The organism is Enterococcus sp. AZ119 (genome assembly GCF_050546175.1).
Classification (GTDB): Bacteria; Bacillota; Bacilli; order Lactobacillales; family Enterococcaceae; genus Enterococcus; species Enterococcus faecalis.
The window spans coordinates 749714-772203 of the sequence record NZ_CP172951.1 but is presented as its reverse complement, the minus strand read 5'-3'; the positions used below and the strand labels follow the sequence as shown (position 1 = coordinate 772203).

The window sequence follows — 22490 nt, the reverse complement described above, 5'->3', positions numbered from 1 at the left end:
TCGATTGATTATAGATGAGATAGGTGACGGAGAATGGCAATAGAAAAATATTTTCAAACAATAGATGGCAGTCAAATTTTTTATCAAATTTTTGGCAAAGAAACAAATTACCCCCTTGTGTTACTTCATGGTAATGGCAATGATCATACTTTTTTTAATTATCAAATTTCTTATTTCTCCAAGGAGTATCAAGTTATTGCGGTGGATACCCGCGGACATGGACGTTCCACCAATACACAAAGTCAATTAACTTTTCCGCTTTTGGCAGAAGATTTAGCTGGTATTATTCAACAAGAACACTTAACAAAAATTAATTTATTGGGCTTTAGTGACGGAGCAAATATTGCCATGGTTTTTACCCATTTATATCCTGATTTCGTCAACAAACTCGTCTTAAATTCTGGAAATGTCACCATGTCTGGTCTGAAAAAATATGTAACGATTGCCACTTATTTTCAATATTGGTTTTGTCGTATTGGCGCCTTTTTTTCAAAAAAATTGCGCGCACGGCTCCCTATCGTGGCTCTGTTATTTGAAGATACTGGACTGACAAAACAAGATTTAGAACACATCCCCTGTCCTACTCTTGTTATTACTGGCAGTCGAGATTTAATTGCGCTTTCCCATTCACGGGCGATTGCTGATGCCATTCCTGATGGCAAATTGGTCTTGGTAAATAAACAGGGTCATTTATTTGCCAAAAACTCACCAGATATTTTTAATAAAACAATCGAAAAATTCTTAAAGGAAATGAAGGTGTCTAAATGAAACAAATTATTCATTGGATCAAAACGCATACAGGATTACTAAAAACACTGTTTGTTATTGCGGTCTCAATTATTGTTGTTGCCCAACTTTTATCAATTGGTAAAACGATCTCATTTGAACAGTTAAAACAGATTTTTGATGAGATTCCGCTATGGAAATTGTTATTGATGATGGTTATCGGTTTAGTTTCCGTTACTCCGATGCTAAATTATGACTTAACATTAAATCGCATTTTAAACTTGAAAGTCTCAAAACGGGAACTCCTTGAATCTAGCTGGATTGTCAATACAATCAATAATATTGGTGGATTCGGTGGTTTGGTCAGCATGGGACTTCGTTCTGAATTTTATGGAAATAAAACAGAGGAAAAGAAAATTTTACCTGCGTTAACCCATATTTTACTTTTTGTGTTATCCGGTCTATCTATTTATAGTATTCTTTGCTTTTTCCTTGTTCAGTTTGATCCAAAGATGGCTTATTTACAGCAATATTGGATTTGGTTATTAGGTGGCGGTCTTTATTTCCCATTACTTTATCTTATTTTACATTTCCAAAAAAATAGTTCCTTTGGTAACCTCGATGCAAAAAATCGCTTATCTTTAGTTGTTTCTTCGTTTTTAGAATGGACAGGTGTTTTAATTACCTTTATCAGTATTGGTTACTTATTAGATGTACCGATTCCTTTAATTGATATTGTTCCTTTATATGTAGCAGCTTCGATTATTGGGATTGCTTCGATGATTCCAGGGGCTTTAGGTAGTTTTGATGTCATGATGATTTTAGGACTGAGCAACTTAGGTGTCGATCGTGAAATTATTGTTTTGTGGTTATTGCTCTATCGTTTATTCTATTATATTATTCCTTTCTTAATTGGCTGTTTGTTCTTTACAAAACACTTAAGCCAAAAATTGGATACTCATTATCGACAATTACTGAAACAAATTACTTTGGAAATTGCCCACAAATTAGAAGTGGTTTTACTTTATTTTTCAGGAATTATGATGGTGCTCCTAGCCACTATTCCAGAAGCCTTCACTCAAGTGCATTGGTTAAGAGATATTAACCCCTTCCGTTCACATATTATTATTCAAATTCCGAGTATTGTTTTAGGCTTTGCATTATTAATTATGGGGCGTGGGATTGCTGATCGTGTTAAAAGAGCCTATTATCCAACGATTATTTTATTAATTGGTGCTATCTTGTATTCATTTGTTGTTGACTTTAGTATGTTTTCCATTTTCTATTTAGCTATTTTATTATTTATCGTTATTTTTTCAAAATCAGAATTGTACCGTGAACAACTGGTTTACTCTTGGGAGTGGATGACGATTGATGGGTTTATCTTTGGCTTGTTGACTTTGTTATACCTGGTAATTGGTGTTTATAATTTACCGAACTTCCCACACCATCGTCATCATTTTGTGGAATTTTTCTTGTTCCCTTCCGAACGGATCTGGTTGTCAGGATTTATCGCTATCCTCTTAGTTATGAGTTTTAACTTTCTATTTGTTCGCTACCTCCAAGGGAAAAAACACCAAGTGGGTGAGTTTCCAGAAGATAGTATCTTGCATAATATCTTAACAACTTATGGCGGGAATATTGACAGTGAACTTGTCTTTCTTCATGATAAACAGGTTTTCTTATATCCCAAAGAAGAACCGACTGTCTTTTTACAATTCAACACCATTAATAATAAATGCGTTGTGATGGGCAATCCTTCGGGGAACAAAGAAGATTTTCCTGCGGCGATTGATGCATTCCTTAAAGAAACAGATCGTTTCGGCTATGTCCCCGTCTTTTACGAAACCAATGAGGACAGCGTGATGTTACTACACGAATATGGCTACGAATTTATCAAAATGGGCGAAGAAGCCTTAGTTAATCTAGAAACATTTACGATGTCTGGGAAAAAATTCAAAGGCACCCGAGCAGTGTTTAATAAAATTACCAAAGCCGGCTATTCATTTGACGTACTCCAACCTCCTTTTAGTGCCGAACAAATGCACGAATTAAAAGCTATTTCAGATAGTTGGTTAGACAATCGAAAAGAAAAAGGCTTTTCACTGGGATTTTTCGATGAAGCGTATCTTCAAAGAAACCCAATTGCTGTTGTCCGAAATGCTGAAGGAGAAATGGTCTCTTTCGCTAATATCATTCCTAGTTACACAAATGAAGTTGGTACCATCGACTTGATGCGTCACCATAAAGAAAAAGCCCCTTCTGGAAGTATGGATTTCTTATTTATTCATTTATTTGAATATATGAAAACAGAAAATATTCATTATTTCAATTTAGGGATGGCTCCGTTAGCCAACGTTGGTCAATCAAGAAAAAGTTTTATTCAAGAACGGATTGCTGCGTTAATTTATGAATTTGGTTCAGAAATTTACTCCTTCCAAGGATTACGCGAATACAAGGAAAAATTTGCTAGCAAATGGCAACCCCGCTATACACTTTATTCTAAAAGCAGCTGGATTGTCTACGTGATGATCGCTTTACTCATTGTCGATCAAAAAAATATTGACTAACAAAAAGAAGCCCAATTAAGTATAAAAAACTTGGCAACTCCACTGAAATTTAGTGAGGTTGCCAAGTTTTTTTTTAATTTCTTTCATCTAGTTTTTCTTTAATTAAAAAGGCTGTTTCTTCGACAGATTTTGCGGTTACATCAATCACTGGGATGCCATACTTCGCAAAAATTTCTTCAGCATAAGCTAATTCTTGTTCAATCCGTTCAACATTGGTATAACTGGTCTCATTACCTAAACCTAAGGAAGCCAACCGACTGCTACGAATCTGACCTAATGTTTCTGGCGAACAAACTAAACCAATCATTTTTTGTGGATCCATTTCTTCCAAAATTGGCGGCAATGGAACTTCTGGAATTAATGGTAAGTTAGAAACGCGGTAGCCTTGATTTGCTAAATACATACTGACTGGCGTTTTTGAGGTCCGCGAAACGCCTAACAACAATATATCAGAATCAAGAAACCCTTGAGGATTTTTGCCATCATCATATTTTACAGCAAATTCAATCGCTGAGATTTTATCAAAGTAAGCACGATCTAGTTGGTGGCGTCGTCCAGGCTCTTCAATAGGATCTACTCCGGCTTTCGCTTGAATTAATTCAAAAAATGGCGCCATTAAATCTAAATATAACAACCCTGTTCGTTCACTAAATTCTTTCGCCGCTGTGATTAGTTGTTTACTGACTAATGTACTGACAACTAAGGCTTTATCTTTTAAGGCATCTTTTAAAATCTCCAATAATTCTTCTTCTGTTGTGACAAAAGAAAAATTGTATCGATTAAGAAAAGAAATATCTGGATATTGTGCGCTTGCTGCAGCTAACAATTTTTGTGATGTTTCTCCAAGTGAATCGGAAATAGTATAAACAATGATCTCTTTTTTCATAATTAAGCTCCCTTATCTATTTTGTGCGGCTTCTTTCGCTTGTTGCGTAATATAGGTTAAAATTTTCGTTTTCGTAATTTTTCCAATAACTTTTTTAGGATTTTCTTTTTCAACGACTGGCAAAGAATCCACTTCGTATTTTTGCAAAGTGTCAGCAGCTTCAAGAATAGTAAATTCTGGTGTGCAGGTTTTCACATGTGGCACTCTTGTCATACAAACAGCAACAGGTGTGCCATCAATATTTGTATTTAAAGAGGCCCGTAATAAATCTTTTCGTGACAAAACCCCTAATAATTCTTTTGCTTCATCCATGACATAAAGAGAACCGACATCATACATAAATAAGTTGGTAATCGCATCTCGAATTGAGGTGTCTTGGGCAACCATCAATGGTGGACTCATGATCTCCTGAACTTTTGTTTGAAAAACATCAAAAAAGAAAAAAGCCTCCATATTATCACTTTCGTAAGTATACCCAACTTTCGGACTTGCTTTTAAAATTCCTGAAAGTGTTAAAAAAGACAAATCAGAACGCAATGTCGCACGTGAAACGGCTAGTATGTCCGAAATGCGTTCACCACTAACTGGCTGATGCTCTTTTACAACAGCGATAATTTGCTCTTGTCGTTTACTTAATTTCATCATTTCCTCCTCAATTCCTCTTAAACAAATTGTGCATTCGCTTACAATTATACACATATTTATTGTTTTTTCAACATATTGACAAGAATTTTTTTCTATTGACAAACTTATTCCTGTCTATTATGATGTTTATTGAACATATAAGACACATATTAAACGGAGGTCACGCATGAAAAAGTTTATTTATTCTTTTAACGAAACACACAATGAAGGTAAAGAGACTCTTGGTGGTAAAGGGGCAAACTTGGCAGAAATGACACGCTTAGGTTTGCCGATTCCACAAGGATTCACGATTACAACCCGTTGCTGTATGGACTATTTGGCAGATGCTACTTTCTTTGAAGAACACTTACAATCAGAAATTTTGAAAGCGGTTAAAAATCTAGAAACTGAAACAGGCAAATCTTTTACCGCGGACAATGAGATTCTCTTAGTTTCCGTTCGCAGCGGTGCTGCCTTCTCGATGCCTGGTATGATGGATACTATTTTAAATTTAGGTTTAAATGATCAACGTGTGAAAAAATTTGCGACCTTAACCTCTCCTGGTTTTGCTTTTGACTGTTATCGCCGACTTATTCAAATGTTTGGAGACGTCGTCTATCACATTCCCAAAGAATTATTTGACCAACAAAAAGAGCGCTTGGAACAAGAGCTAAACAAAAAAATTACCGCTTTTCAAGAAGCAGATCATTTCGCCTTGATTGTCCGCTACCAAGAAGTTTTCGAACAATATCATGTGGTCTTCCCACAAGACCCTGTCGCACAACTTTTTGAAGCAATCAAAGCTGTTTTTGATTCATGGAATAATCAACGTGCGGTGGTTTATCGAAACTTACATCATATTGCACATGATTTAGGTACAGCTGTCAACATTCAAGAAATGGTTTTCGGCAATCGTGGACTAGACAGTGGCACTGGCGTTGTCTTTACTAGAAATCCGGTCACAGGGGAAAATCAACTGTTTGGAGAGTTTCTTTTGAACGCGCAAGGAGAAGATGTAGTGGCTGGTATTCGGACGCCAGAACCCATTCGTCGTTTACGTTTGACTATGCCAAAAGTTTATCAAGATTTTCGCCATTACGCAGAACTTTTAGAATATCATTATCGTGACATGCAAGATATTGAATTTACCATTGAAAATGAAAAATTATATATTTTACAAACAAGAAACGGGAAACGAACCGCCGCAGCTACGGTTAAAATTGCTTTAGACTTAGCCAAAGAAAATCGCATTACTAAACAAGAAGCACTGTTGCGTGTGACACCTGATACGATTGATCAATTAATTCATCCCGTGTTTGATCAAGAGAAACGACAACACATGGAACGTTTAGCTATGGGACTTCCTGCTAGTCCTGGTGCAGCAAGTGGCCAAATTGTTTTTACAGCAGAAAAAGCCAAAGAACTGACCAATCTAGGAAAGAAAGTCATTCTTGTTCGTCAAGAAACTTCACCAGAAGATATTGAAGGCATGGTTGTAAGCGAAGCAATCGTGACCAGTCGTGGCGGAATGACTTCTCATGCCGCTGTGGTCGCACGAGGAATGGGAACTTGCTGTGTGACTGGTTGTGAAAGTTTAACCGTCAATGAAGAAGCCAAACAACTACACTGCGGGCCACAGGTCATCTTAGAAGGAACAATCATTTCCGTCGATGGCTCAACGGGGGAAATTTATCTTGGCGAAATTCCTACAATTTCTGCTGATAATAACGATGACCTTCAAGAGCTCTTGTCTTGGGCAGATGCATATGCTGATTTAACTGTTCGTGCCAATGCAGAAACTACACAAGATTTAGAGACTGCTATCCGTTTTGGCGCAGCGGGGATTGGTTTAGCGCGAACAGAGCATATGTTTTTCGGTGAAGAGCGTGTCTTGGAAATGCGTCGCCTGATTTTAGCAGAGTCTGAAAAGGAAGCAACCTATGCGTTGGAGCAACTTCTTCATTTTCAACAGGAAGACTTTTATCAAATGCTGAAAGTAGTTCAAGACAAACCCATGGTGGTCCGCTTGTTAGATCCGCCGATGCATGAGTTTTTACCTCATGAAAAGAATGATATTCAATTATTGGCGAAGCAACTACAACGGTTCCCGGTGACCATCGCCAAACAAATTGAACGGTTACAAGAAACCAATCCAATGTTGGGCCATCGTGGTTGTCGCTTAGGTGTGACCCAACCACAAATATACAAAATGCAAGTTACAGCCTTATTTACTAGTGCCATTCGATTAGTCAAAGAAGGAATTACTGTTTATCCAGAAGTGATGATTCCTCTAATCGCCGAAAAAGAAGAACTTCTCTATCTCAAACGCATTTTAAAAGAAACGATTGACGGTCTCTTTGAAGAACATAAAATGACTCCTTTCCCTTACGAAATCGGGACAATGATTGAACTACCTAGAGCTTGTCTGATTGCGGATCAGTTAGCAGAAGAAGCAGACTTTTTCAGCTTTGGAACAAATGATTTAACACAAATGACCTATGGTTTTTCTCGTGATGATATCGGTAAATTCATTAATACGTATCGGGAAAAGAAAATCATTACCCAAGATCCGTTTCAATCACTAGATCAAACAGGTGTTGGTCAACTGATTCAATTAGCTGTAGAGAAAGCGCGTCGTACTAAACCAAACATGAGTATTGGCGTATGTGGAGAAGTCGGTGGTGATCCGCAATCCATCACATTTTTCCAAACACTTGGCCTAAACTACATCTCTTGCTCACCTTATCGGGTACCTATTGCGAAACTCGCAGCTGCCCAAGCCAAAATTTTAACCGAACCGGCTGTGACTGAAGAACAAATGGTCCTTCTTTAATTTAACGTGTGTAACAAATGATTCATCCTTACAAGATAAAAAGTGCTAGGAACATCAGTCGAAACGCTTGATGTTCCTAGCACTAAATTTTAAGATCAATGATTGTACTCTGGTTATTTTCTTATAAACGCGGCATCTTTTGTCAAGGGGTCTGTTACATCTGATACATATCTTTCTACTTTCATATGCAAATCATATTTTTCTCTAAGTTCCGTAATACGGGTCATCATTGGAGAAGCGTGGTGTTTGTCTAATGCTTCCTGATCTGTCCAACTATCAATCAGCAGAACTGTTTCTTCATCGTCCATTGGAAAAAAGTATTCATAGCGACTATTCCCTTTTTCTGCACGAATCGCCTCTACAATTCCGCTGGCAATCATTTCTTTGGCAAATTCTCTTGCACCTCCATTTGTCCCACTATAATAAATATTTATAGTAATCGCCATCTGTCTTCCCCCCTAAATTTACTTGCCTTTTTACGTTCCCGACTGGAATTGAACCAGCGACCTACCGCTTAGGAGGCGGTTGCTCTATCCTACTGAGCTACGAGAACAATCTGTTTTAATTTTAGAAGTCTTCACTACATCTGTCAATAGACAAAAAGAAAGTATCCTGCATAAATAATTATGCGAGATACTTTCTTTCAGTGAAACACGTCGTTCGTTTATCTATTATTTTTTTTGCCGCCGATCAAGAATCATTTTTCCTAAATAATAAAGTCCTGTCGCAATAGCTATATATTGCCCAATTTTATTATTGCGTGCAACTTTTTCTTGTTTCGTTTTCGCCATTGTCCCCATCACCTTTCTAAAATAATTCTTTTTACATTTTTATTATAGTAGGTTCTGTCATTTTTTGCGAATAAACACACTTTTAAAAATAATCTTCTAAAATTGGCATGCCTTTGACTAAACGTTGTCCTAAACGTTGAGCTGTCGTTGCGTCTCCTTGCAAGCGTTTATAAAAAGATAACGTCTCTGCTGAACGATAGCCCAAGAATAGTTGCGTCCACGTTTGGATATCTGCTTTCAAAGCAGCAGTCCCTTCTTTTTCCGCAGCACCTTTAGTCACTGTTGCTTTTCCTTGTTCGTCAATTGTGATTGTCCAAATGCCTTCATTCCATGGCCCATAGGAATCTTCAATCTCTAAAGAATACGTTTCTTTTTCTCCTGATTGAAATGGATATTTTTCCAGAAATGTTTGTAACTCAACGATTCGTGCCATCATGTAAGGTAAAATTTTTACAGAAGCTGCTGGCGTTGGCATTAAATCATTTAAATCTTTTCCAGCAAAACCATTAATCCAATGGAACGATTGAACGGAACCACTATGTGAGCCAATAAACCCAGCTAAAGCTTTAAAAGCTGTATTAGTTAAATAGTTCCATTCTACGATTTCAAAGGTGCCAGCAGCTATCCGATAAATCACATAGCCTTCTGCTTTCCCTTCTGACGAATAATAAATCGCTTGATTATTTGGTTTACTTGCACGATTCAGCGTATAATCCAGCCACCAAGTTTCACGGATCACACCACCAGAGTGCGCTCTTTGATTTTCAAGGTATACGTCTTTAATGACCTCTTTACCGTCAGCCCAAGAAACTCGTTTAATGGTACCCGGAACTCGTTTAACACGTGGCCAATCTTCCGTTTTAATTGTATACTCTGCTTGTTCAAATGTTTGTTCATAGCCATATTGACGATAAAATGGATATGAAAACGGTGCTAAGTAAGAAAGGGCAACCTTTTGTTTCGCTAAATCAGCCAACATTTCTTTCATAATAGCAGAGATGCCGCCTTCACCACGATATTCTGGATAAGAAGCCACATAGCCAATTCCAGCCATGGGATAGCGGACACCATGGAAATTCACTTGAAAAGGTGTCGCCATCACTTGACTTGTTAACTGCTCATCAATTAGGAAGCCATAGCTTTGCGTATGTGACAACAATTTTTCAAAACGTTCTTGGCGTTCCGCCGTGGGTTCCTGATTAAAAGCATAGATAACAAGATCAAACATCTCTTTCATTTCTTCTTTGCCCATTTTTTTGACTCTTTTAGTTGTCATTTTCTTTCCTCCTCGCACATTGTATCAATTCATTTTATCACAGAAACGGTTCTCTTTCTAAAAGCCGTTATTTGCTGTCATTTCTTTGAACCAACGACCGCTTTTCTTAATGGTCCGTTTCGCATCATCATCTAAATCCACAGCGATGAAGCCATAACGATTTTTATAGGCATTGAGCCAAGACCAGTTATCCATACACGTCCACATATGATATCCTTGAACATTACTACCTTCTTGAATCGCTTGGTGCACCCATTTCAAGTGATCTTGCACGAATTCAATCCGATAATCATCTTCAATGACTCCTTGTTCATTGACAAAGCGTTCTTCTCCTTCTACGCCCATGCCATTTTCTGAAATGTAGCAGCGAATGTTGCCATAATTTTCTTTTAAATTCATTAATGTATCATAAATACCTTTTTCGTAGATTTCCCAGCCACGGTAAGGATTCATTTTTTTGCCAGGCATATCGTAGACATCATAGAAATCTTCTGGAAGTAAGCCTTCTGGTCGTGTTTCAACAGGTGTTTCTTTTGCTTTGGCACGACGTGGTTGATAGTAGTTTACTCCTAATAAGTCCACAGTATTTTCAGCAATTATTGCTAAATCTTCTGGCGTTGTTTCTGGCAATAAGTCATTTGCTTTCGCCCAAGCAACCATATCTTCTGGAAAATGACCTTTAACAGCCGGGTCTAAAAACGAACGATTAAAGAAACCATCGACAAATTTAGCCGCATTTACATCGGCTTCGTTGTGCTCATCACGAGGATAAGTCGGCGTTAAGTTTAAAATAATGCCAATTTCACCTGATAAGTTCATAGAGTGATAGACGGCAATCGCTTTGGCACTAGCTAAAGCTTCATGATAGAGTACTTGAATCCCTTCTTTTAGATTCACTTTATCAGGATAATGCCAGCCATAGAGATAACCACCTTCAACTGGTACAATTGGTTCATTGTGCGTAAACCATTTTTTCACGCGATCGCCAAACAATTCAAAACAGGTTTTGGCAAAGTCAACATACAAATCAACCACTTCACGGCTTTCCCAACCGCCTTTTTCTTGAAGTACCATCGGCATATCAAAATGATACAAGTTCATAAAGGGCTCAATCCCGTGTTCTAATAAATCATCAATGACTTGATTATAAAAATCAACTGCTGTTTGATTGACTTTTCCTGTTGTAGGATCTGGAATTAAACGGCTCCATTGAATGGATGTTCGAAAAGAGTTATGTCCCGTTTCTTTCATTAACTGAATATCTTCTTGGTATTTTTTATAAAATTGTGAGGTCTTATCTGGACCGACTTGTTGAAAAAATTTTTCTGGCGCTTCTTGATACCAAAAATCCCAAATATTTTGACCTTTACCATCACCTTCAAAAACGCCTTCTGTTTGAGGACCGCTGGCTGCAGAACCCCACCAAAAATTTTCTGGAAATTGATATTTCATGTTATTTGCTCCTTTACGATTTAATCATTAAAAAAAGGATTGAACCCTCCGTAAGAGTCCGGACGATTCAATCCTTCGATTTTTTACTCAGCTGCTTCTGCGGCTGCTTCTTGTTTCAAGTATTGATCTGTTGCTACTTTTACGAAAGGCATGTAGATCAAAATAGAAATCAATAAGTTAACAGCTGCTAAAACTCCGCCGGCGATACTCTTCGTTGCTAAAAATCCGCCAATAATTGGTGGTGTTACCCAAGGTGGCATAAAGGTTGCAGCTGGTACTAAACCAGTTGCTGTCGCCACATACGCAACAGTTACAAGAACCATTGGGACTAAAATGAATGGGATAAACATAATTGGGTTTAAAACAATTGGTAAACCGAACATGACTGGTTCATTAATATTAAATAGTCCTGGTGCTAAACTTAAGTTTGTAATGACTTTGTATGGTTTGTTACGACGACCAACGATAAAGATAGCAATTAACAGACCTAATGTTGCCCCTGTTCCACCTAAGTTTACAAATGAATCAAAGAAAGGTTTGTTTACAATATAAGGAATTGCTTTACCTGCTTCTAAAGCTTTAATGTTCGCATCAATCGCTGGTACGTTGATTGTTTGCATTAATGGGTCAACCATGTTGGCACCATGTAAACCAAAGAACCATAAGAATGGTGTAATGAAAGCTAACAATAATGCTGATGGGTAGCTGTTTGCAAGTCCCATAAATGGTTGTTGAACTGCTTCATAGAATGAAATAACGATATTGTCAATTCCTAAAGCAAATAGAATTGATGTAATTAAACTAAATAAACTGATTGTAATCATTGCTGGTAATAATGCCGCAAATGATTTTGCTACTGCTGGTGGTACACCATCAGGCATTTTGATAACTAATTTAGGATTGCCAGATAAACGTTGGAATAGTTCTCCTGAAATAAGTGCAATAATCAAAGCAATAAATAATCCAGTTGCGCCCATGCCTTCTAAGCCGCCAACTGCGAAGAATGAAGCTACAGAAACTGTACCGGCTGCAATGCCGTCTTTTCCATAAGATTTAACTAAATTGTGTGCTACTAAAAAGGCTACTAAAACGGCAAAGATTGCGAATGTACCGTTCCAAATGTTACCACCAAAGCTTTTCCAAATTGGTGCATCGTTATACATCATTGGGAAAATTTTGTTTAAAAAGTCCTCATATCCTGGAATTGGAATATTATTAATTAATACCGCCAAAGCCCCTAAAATCATTAATGGCATCGTTACGACAAACGCGTCACGAATTGCTACCAAGTGCCGTTGCGCTGCGATAACTGACGCTTTCGGCATAAAGTGTTTCTCCATCCATTGAACAAATCCGTCCATTGTTATTCCTCCTAATTAACGCTTTCTCAAGCGCGTTTTTCTTATAAGACGCATTGACAACGAGATTACTCGTTATCAATACGGCGATAAAGATCGATAATTTCTTTTGCTAAATCTGTAAATGCAATCGCAGTCATTAAATGATCTTGACTGTGCACTGTTAACAATGTTACTTGCATGTTATTGCCTTTTGCTTCTTCTGTTAACATTCCTGTTTGCGAATGATGTGCATGTACAAGTGATTCTTCTGCATCTGCAATTTTTTTGTCTGCTAATTCAAAATCCCCCGATTTTGCTGCGGCAATCGCTTCCATTGCATCGCTTTTAGCATTTCCGCCATACATGATTAAACCCATGATTGCTTCTAAGTTCTGTTGTCCGTCCATTACCTCTACCCCATTTTCTGCTCTAGTTTGATGATCCCATTAATGAAATTGCTTGATCTAAAACTTTTTCGCCATTCATCATGCCATAGTCCGCCATGTTAATGACATCTAAAGGAATCCCTTTTGGTTGTAATTTTTGTTCAAATTGCCCTTTCATGAAACGAACTTGTGGGCCTAATAATAAAACATTTACCTCTTTATTTTCCAAGTTTGTATCTGCTTCAGAAGCCGATACTGCAAAGATGTCTGCTTCCATGCCACGATCTTCTGCTGCTTTTTGCATTTTTGTTACTAATAAACTTGTGCTCATTCCTGCGGAACAAACTAACATAATTGTTTTTTTTGCCATTTTCCTTCATCTCCTAAATTCTCTTTGTTTTGCTTTACACCTTTATATAAGCAAGAAGCGTGCCAAGTTTTAACACATTGAAAACCTTGATATGACAACATTTTTCAACATAGAAAGCGTGTACACACTAAAAATAAAACGATTACACACAGCTTTTTTGTGTGCGTTTCCAAAATAATAGGGCAACAAAAGAAAGTGAGCGATAAGTCGAAACGACTCATCGCTCACTTTCTAAAGCTGAAGAGAATCAACTGGACAAAAGCCGCTTTTTCCCTTTAAGCAGTTTCCATCATTTTAAGCATTTTATAAAACTGTTTCTTTTTAAAATAACTTAAAAAGATACCTAATACTGCATCATTCAGTTTTTGTAACGCCCCATAAGAAACCATTGTTTCTGTATAACGCAGTTCACAGCTTTTTTCATCAATTGGCTGGAGCTCATACCGCACCGAGAAATCATTTTTAGTTGTGGATGTTCGAAATTGATAGGTCTTATTTTCTACAGCTTCTTCAATAACTATTTTCGCGCGACTATTTTTACTATATTCTTTGATATATTCAAACTTACGCAACTGCTTTCTTGTAAGAGTTTTGCCTGTTTGCTTACGGATATCAAAAATAACAGAATTCATTAATTGCGTGTAAAATTCATCTGCTGAAATAGTTAATGTTTTCGTAATTTCCATTACCGTTTCACCTCATCCTTTGTCGCCTCTTCTTCAGCAACTTTTTTTCCTTTAAAAAACAGGTAACCACCAAGTCCAATGAAAAAAATCCCCGTTGTCAGACTTAATAAATCATAGTTTAAGGAGCTGGGATTCAACGAATACAAAACAATCAAGAAGCCAATACTACATAAAAATAATCCATTTCTAATCATTTTCATCCATCCTATCTTTTTAGACTACCGTTGCTTGGAAATATAAAACGCCACCCCAAGGTTGTTCCTTAATCAGCTGTTTTGCTACTTGTGCAGCAGTTTCAGGGTCTCCTTCAACTTCAAAAAATAACTTAATACCATTCTTTTCTTTAAAAGTAAATGTTTCATTTTCCCCTTGATATGCCTCTAATAAAGTAATAATTTCCTCTTGCTTCATTGCACTTGCAATCGAAATCATGCCGCTCGCTCCTTTCTATACAAGTAATTGCTGTTTTTATTGCCTATTGCTCACTTTCGCCTAATGCAGGATCCATTTTGTTAGCAGCGATAACAAACGGTGTCCAAATCAAGAAAGTGACTACCATACATACCAACGCTACGATTGGTGCGCGCCAGTCGGCACCTGTCGCTAAGAAAGATAATAGCAACGGCGGTGTCACCCATGCGACTTGTTGAGAAACTGGGGCGACTAGCCCAAGATACGTTGCAACCCAGCCAATTGTAGTAGCAACTAATGGCGCAATTACAAATGGAATAAACATAATTGGATTCAGAACAACTGGTAAACCAAACATAATCGGTTCATTGATATTAAAGATCCCAGGTCCTAATGATAATTTACCAACTGTTAAATAATCTGCTCGTTTGGAGAATAACAAGATTGCAATAATTAGGACAATTGTACCGCCTGAACCACCAAACCAAGCAAAAGCATCAAACGAACCACGGACCCACATGTAGGCTTTACCGTCGTCAATAGCGGCTAAAACCGCAGCTGTTCCTGTTTTTCCTTCATAACCTTTTTGGAAAATATCAATATTGATTAATTGTGCTTGCCCCCAAATTCCTTCAAGAACTGGTGCCAAAACGTTTGGACCGTGAATACCAAAGAACCAGAAAATTTGAACAAAAACCGTTACGATTAACACAGCGCCTAGTCCTTGTGATAACCCAAGGAACGGTTCCGCGATATATTTTTGAATTAAGTCAATTAATAATTGACCGCCTGAAAGTTTTGACACCGTAAAGTTAATAATTGCTACGACATACAATGCGATTGTTGCTGGTAAAATTGCCGCAAACGCTTTTGAAACTGCTGGTGGTACAGAATCAGGCATTTTTATTGTTAAATCCGCTTGCATTAATTTACAAAAAATAATGGTTGATAAAGCGCCCATAATCATCACCGTAAAGAAAGCGTTACCATTTAAATGGTTGAGATTTAACCAACCCCATGGATTGACAGTCAATTGATTATTAGCAATTGACGCACCAATTTCTGCCCCATTAATTGCGTTGGCAATCTTTTCTGGCACTTTCACAGCTAATTCAGCTGTGTTATTTGGTGCAAAAGCAACACCTGAAATTAAGGTAGCTAAACTGACAATCCCACCAGCTAGCTCATTCACATTGTATGCTTTCGCTAAGTTATAGCCCCAAGAAAAAGCGAAAATCAAACCAGCGATAGCCAATGTACCATTCCAAACAAAACCATTAATCCCAATGATGACATTCAATACTGCAAAAATACCTTTGTCTGCTTCCAAACTTGCCGCATAAGTTGAGACAAACTCTTGGGGAAGATCTCGAATAATTGCGTTAATCATTACGGCGACTGATCCAGCCATTGTCGCAGGTAATGTACCAATAAAAGCATCCCTTAGTGCCACCAGATGTTTCTGTGCACCAATTTTTGCGGCAGTTGGTAAGATATATTTTTCCATCCATGCCATTAATCCGTTCATTTTTATTCCTCCTGTATCCATTTATATTTATTAAAAAGGCAGTAGCCTCATTAAACGAATGAATCGAGCGTACAAAACAAAACCTTTGGTAACATGCACTATCCTTGTTTGCTATTCACTTTTCCTAAACGTTTTAATTCCTTATCCCATTAATGAGATTGCTTGATCTAAAACTTTTTCGCCATTCATCATGCCATAATCTGCCATGTTAATTACATCTAAAGGAATCCCTTTTGGTTGTAATTTTTGTTCAAATTGCCCTTTCATGAAACGAACTTGTGGACCTAAAAGTAAAACATTCACCTCTTTATTTTCCAAGTTTGTATCAGCTTCAGAAGCCGATACTGCAAAGATGTCTGCTTCCATGCCACGATCTTCTGCTGCTTTTTGCATTTTTGTTACTAATAAACTTGTGCTCATTCCTGCGGAACAAACTAACATAATTGTTTTTTTTGCCATTTTTTCTTCATCTCCTTAAAAGTTATGACGTTATACACTTTATTTATAGCAATAATTGTGCCAAGTTTTTTCCTCATTAAAATACTGATATAACAGCTTTTGTCATCGAAAAAAGCGTGCACACACTAAAAGAAAACGCTTACACACATGAAATTGTGTGTAACTTACAAAAAGAAAACATCAAGAAAAAAGAGAGCGTTTTCTCATTTCTTGATGTTTTTTTATTTATTATTGTTTACTTTTAATTTCATTTTCTAAAAACATTTGGGTAACATGCGCAACTTCCGCTTCTGGAATCGTCACACGATACGCCCGTTCAATTAACATAAAATTCGTGCGTACGACATCGATTTCTAAACGATGTGTTTTAACATATTCCGCTAAGTTTGGAAAAGTTCTTGCTTCTTCTCCTTTAATTAAAGCATCTACCAGAAAAGCCAAATGAATCATGATTCCGGCATCCACCCCTGGTTCAACAATAATATGCATGTCTGTTTGTATTTGATGAACTGTTTTTTGTAACATGAGAATTAATTTTTGTAAGGAGTCCACAGAAGTAATGACGCCACTTAGTGAATGAACAATTGTATCAATCGCCACTTCATCACTAGCAATCCGTTTCAGTACATTTAATTTTTCATCATCAAAAATATCATAGACGGAAAAGAAGGGAATATTTTGATATTCAACATCCACAGTGCCCGCAATGGCCTTAATTTCATATTCCTCCATCAAGTTGTCGATATGCTTTTTAAACGTTTCTCGTTCAATAAATTGCATTTGAATCAGTTCCACTTTTGTTTCATCAATAACGGGTAAGATTCGTTGGTATAGTTTTGCGGCGACCCCTTCTCCTGTAAAGCACGTCACGATTACTGCTTTTTTTACGTTTTGACGTTTTTGCAGACTAGAACGAAATTGTTCTCTCACAACGCTTTCAAAAGAAAGTTGAATATTTTGGTAAATGTCCTCTAAACTTCGTCCCACGCTTGCCATTCGAATAGCTTCTAAGACAATCATTGTGCTCGTCATTGTAATCGCCTTCGTTCGGATACCTGTTTCTTCAAACAACATATTTCCAAACGAATTTAATGAACCCATATCCGTCAGTAATAAAATCCCATTATTTAACGATTCTTTTTGCGTAATTACTTGGTTTCGTAATTGTTCATACATTGTTTGAACTTCCATCGTTAACGGCATATTCATCGCTGTTCCGATTGACGTTCCTAAAAGTTCTTGGGCGGTTTTCAACATACTTGAGGCAGTAGAATCCCCATGCATTAAGACGAACACACCAACATTATTTTCTGGAGTTCTTTCTTCTTTACCGACATTAATAGATAAAAACATACTAATAAAGCCAATTTCATCGAAAGGAATCTCTATGTTGTTCTCTTCTTCAATAATAGAAGATAAATCTAAGGCTACTTGAAATTCTTTTTTCATATTTTTACGGACATTATTTAAATCAGGATGGACAATCACGTGACCTTCTTTGACACGTTCAATCGTACTTTGTAAATGAAGCGCAAAGGCAAAGCGTGCTGTTTCGTTGTACGTGTGTTCCAAACGCTCTTCTGCGATATCATAAAGACGATTCGTTAAGTCCCAAATAGCTTCTGGTAATAACTCCTTATGTAAAGAATGTTGGGTTAATTCTTCGACATAATTTTTAAAATACGCATTCATATCTTTAGAAATCAATTCTTCTAAATCAACATTTTCTAAGTCAGCTTCAGACAAGTCAGCGACTTTTTCTTCGATTTCATTGTAAACTTGCATGTCTCTAGCTGGATCTTGCGACCAAACAATTTTGTTGGTACCTGGTTGGAAAGATAAATAATTACTTTTACTGTCGACAAATTGATCCAAGCGCTCAGGTACTTCTTTAATTTTTAATAATCCTTTTTGGACAGGTAACGACAAATCCCGTTTACGGATAACCAAATGTTCTAAATTGTGCGTCCGATAATAAAGAAATGACTTAGCACAAACTAATTTTAAGTCCCGCTTCACCTGACCAATATTTCCTTCTGCATCGTATAACATGAACGCCAAAACTGCTTCGCGTTCGATATCAATTTGTTGGCCCAAACGTGTTGCCTCTTGCTGAATAAATAACGAAATGATGGCATAACGCTCATCTAGCGTCCGTGCATCTAAAGATGGTAATGTAATCGACATCGGAATCCGCCGATTAAAAGTGGTTAAAAAGTTTTCTGAGGATTCCGTTGTCGCACCAATAATTTGAACAGAGGCTTCATAGGTTTGACCACTTTCTCCTAATGGACGGTACACGCCTTTATCAATAAACGTAAAGAGCATTTCTTGACCTTCTGGCGGTAAACGATGAATTTCATCTAAAAAGAGAATCCCGCCATCTGCTTTTGCCATTAAGCCTGGACTATCTTCATTCGCACCAGTATAGGCGCCTTTTTTTACGCCAAAGATATGACCAAATAATAATTGTGGGTTTTGTGCATAATCAGCACAATTAAAAGAGACAAAAGGGGCATCTTCATCTAAGGTTTTTGAATCAATGGCAAAACGGTACATACATTCAGCAAAAAGAGATTTCCCTGTTCCTGTTTTCCCAAAAATAATCGTATGCAAACCTCTTGGTGGATATAAAATAGCCGCCTTAGCCTGCTGAATACTCACTTTTAAAGAATCATTGGCACCTACTAATGTGTCAAAACTAACAGAGGTGGACTCATCTACATGGACTTGTTCTCCTTCATTGATTGTTGGCACTGAATAGATAACAGGACGTCCAGTACTTCTAGTAATTTTCTTTTCTTTGAATAATTCATTTAAATAACGGCTGGCATTACTGCGATCAATCATTAACTGTTCTGCTACCGCTCCTGCCGTTAAGCCAGTTTCATTTTTTTGAAGTAACGCTAAGATTTCTTCCTTCCGAGATTTCATGGAATCCTCCTCGATACAACGTTCTGCTTGAAGCTCGTAAAGCGTTATTTCTTCGCTTTACGAGCTCCTTTGTTTTTCGTGTTTTTCTTTTTGTTTTTCTTCTTTTTGCGTGTTTCTTGTGGTTCTTTGACAACAGAATTTACTGTTTCTGGTTTTCTTTCTTTCGTACTCTTTTTTTCTGAATACGTATCTTTGACTACGTTCTTTTTTTCTAGTTCATCTTTGGCTTTTGGCTGTTCATGAAGTGCACCATCATATAAAAAGATTTCCTGATAAGGAATGGCCAATTGTTTCATCAAACGTTGATAATCCCTTTTGGTGCCATCGTTGATAAACGTAATCACTGCCCCTTGTGCACCCATCCGGCCAACGCGACCAGAACGATGAATATAGCTCTCTTCGGTTAAAGGAACATCTACGTTTACGACGTAAGGGACCCCAGTGAAATCTAAGCCCCGTGCCGCAATATCCGTGGTTAATAACAACTTCACTCGTTCTGCTTTAAATTGATCGATCGCCAATTTACGCAACTGTTTACTTTGATCTGAAGCCAGACCAATAGCCGGAACATTCTCATAAACTAATTTTTCTTCTGCTGCACCTAAATCAGCAACTTGATTGAAAAAGACCATGCTTCTGAATGCTTCTGTATGGGCCAAACGACGTAAGTAATCAGCTTTTTTTCTTGGTGCTAACCGAATAAAGTAGTGGGCGACTTGGCCTGCTGAAGTATCTTCTTCCGTCACATCAATCACCTGTAATTTTTGGCTTAAAGATTGCGCTTGATTCACGACACGATCAGCAGTCGCTGAATAAAAAACAAGTTGGTATTCGGTTGGTGTGTGTGTCAAAATTTGCTTGGTTAAACTTAGCTCTTCCTCTTGGAAAAGTTGATCAACTTCATCCATTACAATTGTTTTTACCAACTGAGCTTTGACTTTTTTATTCTTCATTAACTCTAAAATCCGACCTGGTGTTCCGATTAACACTTCAGGACGTTTTTTTAACTTGTCAATCTGGCGTGAAACATTTGCCCCGCCGATTAACGTTTGAACCGTTAATTGAAGTGGCTTAGCCCAAGTCCGAGCAACTTCAGCAATTTGCATAGCTAATTCTTGAGACGGAGCAATAATCAACAATTGATTTCCCTGTCCTTTTTCAACAGTTAATAGTAAAGGCAGCATGTAAGCAAGTGTTTTTCCAGTTCCTGTCGGCGAAATTCCTAAAACATTTTCTCCTTCGCGAAGGGGCGTAAAACTTTTTTCTTGAATTGTTGATGGTTCGTTAAAGCCAGAAGCTTGCCACTGTTCTTGCCAAGCCTCTGGAAGTTGTTCTAAAAATCTCATATTGTTCCTTTCCTATCGCTTAATTCTTATTTATCAGCATCAAAAATAATGCCGGCACTATGACGTAAATCAGTGACTACTTTATTGACATTTCGAGCAAGCTCAACCCATTCTTCATACTTGGTGCCCCAATACTTATCTGTTGGGTTATTTAAAACTGCTGCAAAATCACGGGCTTCTTCAATCATTGGATTATCGGCTACTTGAATATCTAAGACATCACGTTCTTCATGTGCGCGATCATGGTACTCAGCCGAAGAAATAGCATTGACACTATCTAAAATCAAGGTCCCGTTTTCAAAGTAAATTTCGGATGGCGCAAAAGAATCACTAATTTTCCCAGTGTTTAACGTCACGTCAAACTGATCATATCGTAAAATAATTGTTCCTAAGCCATCGACACCTGTCGCAATTTTACTAGCAAAATAATGGCTTTCGTTTGGTACGCCAAACCAGCCCAAGGCTGCATAAACTAAATAAACGCCTAAATCTGCTAAGGCCCCCCCAGAAAAATGAGGAGAAAAAATATTTGGCTCTTTGCCTTCTAATACTTGATTATAGCGAGAAGAATATTTCATATACGTAAAATTCGCACCTAAAATTTGGTTTTTTAATGGCAATAATTCAGCAATTTTTTGGAAACTTTGCTCATGAATATTACGGGCCGCTTCAAAGAAATACACACGATTTTTATTCGCTAATTCAATAATTTCTGCCATCTCATCAGGCGTTGAAAAAGCTGGTTTTTCAACAATTACATTTTTTTTCGCTAAAATTGCTTGCTTCGCTTGTTCAAAATGTAATGAATTTGGTGAGGCAATATAAACCGTATCCATATGTGCAATACCAAAAAACGTCTCTAAATCAATTGCATATTCCACATCCCCATAGCGAGAACCAAATTCTTGTGCCGTTGCTAGTTTCCGAGAATAAACAGCCGTTAAATCATACGCACCCGTTTCTAAAGCTGCTGCAACAAATTGATGACTAATCCAATTGGTACCAATTACGCCTAAATGTATCATAATCAAAAACCTCCATTTTTTGTTTATTTACTCTCTTTATAATAGTAATCTCTCGTACAAAAGTCACGTAATTACCCTGCCTTAAAGCGCTAGGAGTTCTTCAAGTTATTTATTAGGATCATCAAATGCCTGTAATAAATCAAAGGTTACCTGTGACTTAAGTTCAATCGTTGCTGGTGTTACGTGGCAATTGTAAGCAAGGACTTGCACACCTTGATCAATTGCAGCACCCACATTTTCAGCAAAGGCAGGTTGCATCTCTTGGTGAATCGTTGCTTGCTTAATTTCTTCAAATTGGACCACAAACAAAATGTAACAGCGGTAACCCGCTTTAGTTGCAGCCATTAGTTCAGTGACATGCTTCAAGCCACGAAGTGTTGGTGCGTCAGGAAAAGCACCGATGCCTTTATTTTCTAAAGTCATGCCTTTCACTTCGACAAAAGCTTGTTCGTCCGCATCCGTTTCCACTAGAAAATCAAATTTTGAATGTGCAAATCGTTGCTCACGTTTAACAGTTTGGATCGTACCAACTAAACCAGGAAGCACAATTTGACCATTTTTTAACGCTTCATTGACTAATGTATTCGGTACTTGGCTATCAATATTAATCCAAAAAGAACCTTTTTTTACTGCAATCAAATCGTAATCTGTTTTTCTTTTAGGCGATGGTTGATAACTAAGCGCCACAACAGCACCTGGTAAAAAAACTTCTTTCCCTCTGCCAGTATTTTTGACATGTGTGATTACTTCTTCATTCGTTTCCATTAAACGACAGTGTGCAATAAACCGATTGGGTCGTTCGATAAAATAAGCAAGTTGGACATTCGGGTACTTCATACACAGACTT

General features: G+C 37.5%; 20 protein-coding genes and 1 tRNA gene. 3 read left to right on the top strand and 18 right to left on the bottom strand.

Annotated elements, in window-relative coordinates:
- Window positions 1-33: 33 nt before the first annotated feature.
- Window positions 34-768 (top strand): alpha/beta fold hydrolase, encoded by a 735-nt coding sequence (locus tag IGL37_RS03760; protein WP_002361424.1) that lies wholly within the window; start codon window positions 34-36, stop codon window positions 766-768.
- A complete protein-coding gene (gene mprF, locus IGL37_RS03755) occupies window positions 765-3296 on the top strand; it encodes a bifunctional lysylphosphatidylglycerol flippase/synthetase MprF (protein ID WP_002358907.1) in 2532 nt (843 codons plus the stop codon). The genes IGL37_RS03760 and mprF overlap by 4 nt, the downstream gene beginning before the upstream one ends.
- A gap of 73 nt (window positions 3297-3369) precedes the next feature.
- Here the strand turns inward: mprF and IGL37_RS03750 are convergent, their stop codons facing one another.
- Together IGL37_RS03750 and IGL37_RS03745 are read right to left on the bottom strand one after the other, a co-directional pair.
- Entirely contained in the window at window positions 3370-4182 is an 813-nt protein-coding gene (locus IGL37_RS03750; RefSeq protein WP_002355927.1) for a pyruvate, water dikinase regulatory protein, read from the bottom strand.
- A gap of 12 nt (window positions 4183-4194) precedes the next feature.
- Window positions 4195-4824 carry a helix-turn-helix transcriptional regulator gene (locus tag IGL37_RS03745; RefSeq protein WP_002355926.1) on the bottom strand — a complete coding sequence of 210 codons (630 nt, stop codon included), beginning with the start codon at window positions 4822-4824 and terminating at the stop codon, window positions 4195-4197.
- Window positions 4825-4993: 169 nt separating this feature from the next.
- Here IGL37_RS03745 and ppdK point away from each other — a divergent pair, with 169 nt between their 5' ends.
- Complete coding sequence (gene ppdK / locus IGL37_RS03740) at window positions 4994-7639, top strand: pyruvate, phosphate dikinase (RefSeq protein WP_002358905.1); 2646 nt, start codon at window positions 4994-4996, stop codon at window positions 7637-7639.
- A gap of 113 nt (window positions 7640-7752) precedes the next feature.
- Here the strand turns inward: ppdK and IGL37_RS03735 are convergent, their stop codons facing one another.
- The 16 genes from IGL37_RS03735 to sfsA all read right to left on the bottom strand — a co-directional run bounded on the left by IGL37_RS03735 (window position 7753) and on the right by sfsA (window position 22480).
- Window positions 7753-8085 (bottom strand): putative quinol monooxygenase, encoded by a 333-nt coding sequence (locus tag IGL37_RS03735; protein WP_002355924.1) that lies wholly within the window; start codon window positions 8083-8085, stop codon window positions 7753-7755.
- A 33-nt stretch (window positions 8086-8118) separates the two neighbouring features.
- A tRNA-Arg gene (locus tag IGL37_RS03730) sits at window positions 8119-8192 on the bottom strand.
- A 320-nt stretch (window positions 8193-8512) separates the two neighbouring features.
- Entirely contained in the window at window positions 8513-9706 is a 1194-nt protein-coding gene (locus IGL37_RS03725; protein WP_033918005.1) for a GNAT family N-acetyltransferase, read from the bottom strand.
- Between the two features lie 57 nt (window positions 9707-9763).
- Window positions 9764-11158, bottom strand: coding sequence for a glycoside hydrolase family 1 protein (locus IGL37_RS03720; RefSeq protein ID WP_002355921.1), 1395 nt, complete (start codon window positions 11156-11158; stop codon window positions 9764-9766).
- A gap of 83 nt (window positions 11159-11241) precedes the next feature.
- Window positions 11242-12519, bottom strand: coding sequence for a PTS sugar transporter subunit IIC (locus tag IGL37_RS03715; RefSeq protein WP_002355920.1), 1278 nt, complete (start codon window positions 12517-12519; stop codon window positions 11242-11244).
- Window positions 12520-12584: 65 nt separating this feature from the next.
- Window positions 12585-12905, bottom strand: a complete 321-nt coding sequence (locus IGL37_RS03710) for a PTS lactose/cellobiose transporter subunit IIA (protein ID WP_002355919.1) — start codon at window positions 12903-12905, stop codon at window positions 12585-12587.
- Window positions 12906-12927: 22 nt separating this feature from the next.
- Window positions 12928-13254: a PTS sugar transporter subunit IIB gene (locus IGL37_RS03705; protein WP_002355918.1), complete on the bottom strand. Its 327-nt coding sequence runs from the start codon at window positions 13252-13254 to the stop codon at window positions 12928-12930.
- Window positions 13255-13529: 275 nt separating this feature from the next.
- Window positions 13530-13940 (bottom strand): DUF3284 domain-containing protein, encoded by a 411-nt coding sequence (locus IGL37_RS03700; protein WP_002355917.1) that lies wholly within the window; start codon window positions 13938-13940, stop codon window positions 13530-13532.
- Entirely contained in the window at window positions 13940-14140 is a 201-nt protein-coding gene (locus IGL37_RS03695) for a DUF3188 domain-containing protein (protein WP_002355916.1), read from the bottom strand. Before IGL37_RS03695 ends, IGL37_RS03700 begins: the two co-directional genes overlap by 1 nt.
- Window positions 14141-14153: 13 nt before the next feature.
- Window positions 14154-14372, bottom strand: a complete 219-nt coding sequence (locus IGL37_RS03690) for a hypothetical protein (protein ID WP_002355915.1) — start codon at window positions 14370-14372, stop codon at window positions 14154-14156.
- 43 nt (window positions 14373-14415) lie between these two features.
- On the bottom strand, window positions 14416-15879 hold the full coding sequence (locus IGL37_RS03685; protein ID WP_002364646.1) for a PTS sugar transporter subunit IIC: 1464 nt from the start codon (window positions 15877-15879) through the stop codon (window positions 14416-14418).
- Between the two features lie 141 nt (window positions 15880-16020).
- Window positions 16021-16338, bottom strand: a complete 318-nt coding sequence (locus IGL37_RS03680) for a PTS sugar transporter subunit IIB (protein WP_002355913.1) — start codon at window positions 16336-16338, stop codon at window positions 16021-16023.
- Window positions 16339-16566: 228 nt separating this feature from the next.
- Window positions 16567-19272: a sigma 54-interacting transcriptional regulator gene (locus IGL37_RS03675; protein WP_002355912.1), complete on the bottom strand. Its 2706-nt coding sequence runs from the start codon at window positions 19270-19272 to the stop codon at window positions 16567-16569.
- Between the two features lie 44 nt (window positions 19273-19316).
- A complete protein-coding gene (locus IGL37_RS03670) occupies window positions 19317-20618 on the bottom strand; it encodes a DEAD/DEAH box helicase (RefSeq protein ID WP_002378138.1) in 1302 nt (433 codons plus the stop codon).
- Between the two features lie 26 nt (window positions 20619-20644).
- Window positions 20645-21643: a Gfo/Idh/MocA family protein gene (locus IGL37_RS03665; protein WP_002378137.1), complete on the bottom strand. Its 999-nt coding sequence runs from the start codon at window positions 21641-21643 to the stop codon at window positions 20645-20647.
- Window positions 21644-21748: 105 nt separating this feature from the next.
- Window positions 21749-22480 (bottom strand): DNA/RNA nuclease SfsA, encoded by a 732-nt coding sequence (gene sfsA / locus IGL37_RS03660; RefSeq protein ID WP_002355909.1) that lies wholly within the window; start codon window positions 22478-22480, stop codon window positions 21749-21751.
- Between the last annotated feature and the right edge of the window lie 10 nt (window positions 22481-22490).

Coding starts and splice junctions, on each gene's coding strand:
- IGL37_RS03720 (WP_002355921.1), bottom strand. CDS start 11,158: ATGAAATATCAATTTCCAGAAAATTTTTGGTGGGGTTCTGCAGCCAGC.
- IGL37_RS03675 (WP_002355912.1), bottom strand. CDS start 19,272: ATGAAATCTCGGAAGGAAGAAATCTTAGCGTTACTTCAAAAAAATGAA.
- IGL37_RS03695 (WP_002355916.1), bottom strand. CDS start 14,140: ATGAAAATGATTAGAAATGGATTATTTTTATGTAGTATTGGCTTCTTG.
- IGL37_RS03735 (WP_002355924.1), bottom strand. CDS start 8,085: ATGGCGATTACTATAAATATTTATTATAGTGGGACAAATGGAGGTGCA.
- IGL37_RS03725 (WP_033918005.1), bottom strand. CDS start 9,706: ATGACAACTAAAAGAGTCAAAAAAATGGGCAAAGAAGAAATGAAAGAG.
- IGL37_RS03750 (WP_002355927.1), bottom strand. CDS start 4,182: ATGAAAAAAGAGATCATTGTTTATACTATTTCCGATTCACTTGGAGAA.
- IGL37_RS03685 (WP_002364646.1), bottom strand. CDS start 15,879: ATGAACGGATTAATGGCATGGATGGAAAAATATATCTTACCAACTGCC.
- IGL37_RS03760 (WP_002361424.1), top strand. CDS start 34: ATGGCAATAGAAAAATATTTTCAAACAATAGATGGCAGTCAAATTTTT.
- IGL37_RS03710 (WP_002355919.1), bottom strand. CDS start 12,905: ATGGACGGACAACAGAACTTAGAAGCAATCATGGGTTTAATCATGTAT.
- IGL37_RS03690 (WP_002355915.1), bottom strand. CDS start 14,372: ATGATTTCGATTGCAAGTGCAATGAAGCAAGAGGAAATTATTACTTTA.
- IGL37_RS03670 (WP_002378138.1), bottom strand. CDS start 20,618: ATGAGATTTTTAGAACAACTTCCAGAGGCTTGGCAAGAACAGTGGCAA.
- mprF (WP_002358907.1), top strand. CDS start 765: ATGAAACAAATTATTCATTGGATCAAAACGCATACAGGATTACTAAAA.
- IGL37_RS03745 (WP_002355926.1), bottom strand. CDS start 4,824: ATGAAATTAAGTAAACGACAAGAGCAAATTATCGCTGTTGTAAAAGAG.
- IGL37_RS03715 (WP_002355920.1), bottom strand. CDS start 12,519: ATGGACGGATTTGTTCAATGGATGGAGAAACACTTTATGCCGAAAGCG.
- IGL37_RS03680 (WP_002355913.1), bottom strand. CDS start 16,338: ATGGCAAAAAAAACAATTATGTTAGTTTGTTCCGCAGGAATGAGCACA.
- IGL37_RS03705 (WP_002355918.1), bottom strand. CDS start 13,254: ATGGCAAAAAAAACAATTATGTTAGTTTGTTCCGCAGGAATGAGCACA.
- sfsA (WP_002355909.1), bottom strand. CDS start 22,480: ATGAAGTACCCGAATGTCCAACTTGCTTATTTTATCGAACGACCCAAT.
- IGL37_RS03665 (WP_002378137.1), bottom strand. CDS start 21,643: ATGATACATTTAGGCGTAATTGGTACCAATTGGATTAGTCATCAATTT.
- IGL37_RS03700 (WP_002355917.1), bottom strand. CDS start 13,940: ATGGAAATTACGAAAACATTAACTATTTCAGCAGATGAATTTTACACG.
- ppdK (WP_002358905.1), top strand. CDS start 4,994: ATGAAAAAGTTTATTTATTCTTTTAACGAAACACACAATGAAGGTAAA.